The 3,787-nt window shown below is 41.7% G+C and carries 2 protein-coding genes and 3 pseudogenes; 4 read left to right on the top strand and 1 reads right to left on the bottom strand.

Going from position 1 to position 3,787, the window contains the following annotated elements; translation table 11 throughout:
* Window positions 1-475: 475 nt before the first annotated feature.
* From HMPREF0666_RS15195 to HMPREF0666_RS15180, 4 genes and pseudogenes are all read left to right on the top strand, one after another.
* On the top strand, window positions 476-742 hold the full coding sequence (locus tag HMPREF0666_RS15195; protein ID WP_009013266.1) for a hypothetical protein: 267 nt from the start codon (window positions 476-478) through the stop codon (window positions 740-742).
* A 19-nt stretch (window positions 743-761) separates the two neighbouring features.
* Window positions 762-2,000: a VapE domain-containing protein gene (locus tag HMPREF0666_RS15190; protein WP_042856498.1), complete on the top strand. Its 1,239-nt coding sequence runs from the start codon at window positions 762-764 to the stop codon at window positions 1,998-2,000.
* Window positions 2,001-2,404: 404 nt separating this feature from the next.
* Window positions 2,405-2,725 (top strand): annotated as a pseudogene (locus tag HMPREF0666_RS15185) (BRO family protein); the annotation flags it as partial.
* Window positions 2,726-2,842: 117 nt separating this feature from the next.
* A pseudogene (locus HMPREF0666_RS15180) lies at window positions 2,843-3,211 on the top strand (cell filamentation protein Fic); the annotation flags it as partial.
* Window positions 3,212-3,525: 314 nt separating this feature from the next.
* Here the strand turns inward: HMPREF0666_RS15180 and HMPREF0666_RS15175 are convergent.
* Window positions 3,526-3,787, bottom strand: a pseudogene (locus HMPREF0666_RS15175) (IS1380 family transposase); the annotation flags it as partial.

Raw genomic sequence — 3,787 nt, 5'->3', positions numbered from 1 at the left:
AGGGACGTGATCACCGAGATACCCCTATGGCTAATCATCAACACCTAACATCTATCACCCAACACCCAACAATAGCTGTAACGTTCTGTGCTTTCGGTTGACTTAATGTCTCTGTGCACCTTTGTGAAATCAGTTCTTCTGTGTAGTTCTGTGAGAAAAAGAATAAAGAGAGAACATGAGAGATAGCGGCCCCTATCCCGAGGGGACGTGATCACCGAGGTTACCCCTATGGCTAATCATCAACACCTAACAATTAACACCCAACACCCAACAATAGCTGGCACGCTCTGTGTCATTGGTTGACTTAATTATATTTCGTAAGAAAGATAAAGAAAACTCTCGAAAAACTTGACAAGGGGTATGTCTGTGTATTATCTTTGCAGACAGAAATCAGGAAGGCGATAGTATGGTAGACGTGATTAATCTACATACTGATGTCGTCTTTTTTTTGTTTTATTCTTAAATCATTCTTTTTATGTTTACAGATTTTCCTAACATGCCCAAAGGCTGGGCAGTGTGCGTTATGCACGATTGTATGCATGTGGGACGGGACCAGCATTATCCTATTGGTAAGGTGCCCGTTTTCTATCAACGTTCAGCAATGGTTGTCGCCCTTCCTGTGGGTTTGGGTGATAGCTGTAATATGTTTCATGCTATGAAGAAAGAACGAGAGGTATGGGAACTTTTACAACTCTTCGATGATGAAAAGTATTACCCAACTCGTAAACCTGTCAACTCGTAAACCTGTCAACTTATTATATATGAAAAATCTTAGAAGTGTTAAAGCTGAGAATCAGCATAACAAACGGTCTAATAGACTGAAGTATGATATAACTCGTCGTCTGCTCGACTATCTCGAACGGAAGTATGAGATGCGATATAATACGGCCTTGGGGTGTGCAGAAATCCGAAAGGCTGGGAGTGATGAACCTTTTGTGCCTGCGGATGAACGGATGCGCAACACAATCGCTATCAAGGCGCGTCTTGATGGGATTGATGCGTGGGACAAAGACATCCGACGATATACGGAATCGGGCTTTGTCAAGGCTTTTAATCCTGTGGACGACTTCCTCAAAAGCCTGCGAGGACGATGGGATGGAAAGAATCATATTGAGGCACTGGCAGACTGTGTTCCTAATGATAACGCACGGTGGGCAGAATGGTTTCACACGTGGTTTCTGGCGATGGTGGCACAATGGATGGGGTTAGATGTCTCGCATGGTAACAGTGTGGCACCGCTGCTCATCTCCCGACAAGGCTATCGGAAGTCTACCTTCTGCAAACGCCTTCTGCCTGAAGCGTTGCAGTGGGGATATAACGATAATCTTATCATGAGTGAGAAACAGAATACGCTGCGGGCAATGAGCCAGTCGCTGCTGATAAATATTGATGAGTTCAATGCCTTGTCGGCAAAGACGCAAGACGGTTTTTTGAAGAATTTCATGCAGCTTGCAAGCATCAAACTCCGTCAGCCTTATCGTCAACAGCAAGTCACGTTGCCACGTGTTGCCTCTTTCATTGCTACGGCAAACGTTTCGGATGTCTTTAGCGATCCCAGTGGTTGCCGTCGTTTTATAGCAGTCACGCTGACTGGCCCTATCCGCTTGCCCGAGCACATAGACTATGAGCAGCTCTATGCACAGGCTGTTACGGAGTTAGATAGCGGTAGACGTTATTGGTTTGATGAGGCTGACACCCAAGCAATTATGGAGAATAATCAGCATTATCAACAGCGCACTCCTGCCGAAGCCCTCTTTTTGGATTGTTTCTCTATCCCAAAGGACTTGACCAAGGGTGCCTATATGACAGCCGCCTCTATCTTCAGCCTACTTCGTCAGCGGTATGGCAGTCAACTGAACCTGACAAGCCTTTCCCATTTCGGTCGTGTCCTTGCCAATATTCCAAACCTCCATAGTAAGCATTCTTCGCATGGTACAGAGTATCTGGTTGCAGTACGTGGTAGCGCTGGCCTGTCTGCTTCTCCCATCTTAAACCGTTAGTTACTGTCCGAATAAACTTTCAATGTTGCTGTCACTACTGTCACTGTTCGATGCTTTATAAGTGCTTTATAATCTGTTCATTGCGTAAAGTGTTAAAAGTGACAGCAACTTAAAATAAAACTTTATTAGGTATAAATGCTATTCTGTAAACAAGTTTTTTTGTAAAAAAACTTCCTCCTTTACCTTTTATATAAATATTTTATATTATATTTGCAACGTGTTACCCATATCAATGGGAAAGTGTAACTAAAAACTTATCTATGAAAGAGTGTAGGGAAGAACACAGGATGCCTTACCTTTTGCCAATGACCATAAGGTGAAGAATGTTGGTAATTCTATATTTAAGTGCTAAAGTGTTCTGTTTCCTATAACTATGAAGAAGATAAAAGCTACAAAACTGATAAATGAAAAAAGAAATCATTCAAGAGCTATACAATGGCTTTGAAGCTGTGGCTGTAGAGGTCGAGGGGATTGAATGTTGGAGTGCGCGTGAACTTCAGTTGCTGTTGGGTTATTCCAAATGGGAGAATTTCCCGAAAGTAATAGATAAAGCCAAAATTGCTTGTGAAAATGCAGGAAGTTTGGTTTCTGACCATTTTCCTGACGTCAGGAAAATGGTTAATCTTGGTTCTGGGTCAGAAAGAGAGATTGATGATATTCTCTTAACTCGCTATGGCTGTTACCTAATTGCACAAAATGGTGACCCACGTAAAGAACAAACTTCTGCATATAGAGGCACCAAAGCATTTGGTTCAAAGTGCCAGTTTGGAAGTTCCAAAGAGCCATAATGTCACTTTGGATTGCACGTTGGTAGAAGTTGCACTTATAAAGTTTGTCAAGGAGAAACCACCTTTGATGAGATTATGGACAAATACGTGGAAATGAAAATTCGTGCCAATGAGTACCATGTGAACTCGCTCACAAATGGTCGAGTACAGCCGAATTTATGCAACGTTGCCCATCCTTTCATGGAAGGCTATGGTCGCAGCACCTGCATTTGGTTCGACCTCATGTTGAAACGTTCTCTCAAACGGTGTGTGGTTTGGAGTCAGATAGATAAAAACGAATATCTGACCGCAATGCGTGAGAATGTTTCTGATAGTACGCACATAGAGGCTTTGGTACAGTCTGCACTCACTACCAAGATTAATAACAGAGAAATGTTTATGAAAGGTATTGATTATTCGTATTATTATGAACAAGATGATTGATCTATGATTTCTTTAAGAGTTCATAGAATAACAATATTCTTCCGAAGAATTTTACTTGTGTTAAAGGATAGGATGGAAGCGGATTTACTCCCATTGTGTAAGAGTATAGAATATGGACAAGAAGTTTTTTAAGTTTATAATATCCTCAATTCCGCAGCATTATTCCTTGTGAGGTACTTTTATATATTGAAGTGATATTTTGGGATTAATCCATTGATTTGGGAATTTTCCAGGGTTCTTGGTTCTTGCATAGGCATGAAATCCCCCCACCCAAACCAATGGGGAAGTATGAAAACACCACAAAGAAATACTGTTTATTCAAGGAATACTTCAGCGTAGTAGGTTTTATTTGTATACAGGTTTAGAACGTTCTGCCTTCCCGTTCGCACCCATTTTGCTGGAACGCTGACAAAATGCAGGATAAAGGCTTTCAGTCTACTTGTCTTTTTCAATGGCTTGACCTTTTCGCTGATATGACGGACGAGATAGAGATAGAAGTTCTTCAGCATAGCGGTAACCATCATGAAAACCATGTTCTCAGCCATAAAGGAAATGGCAGATGTGACCATCCGAAGT

The organism is Prevotella sp. C561 (assembly GCF_000224595.1).
GTDB classification, from domain to species: domain Bacteria; phylum Bacteroidota; class Bacteroidia; order Bacteroidales; family Bacteroidaceae; genus Prevotella; species Prevotella jejuni.
This window is presented reverse-complemented; position numbering and strand designations above follow the sequence as displayed.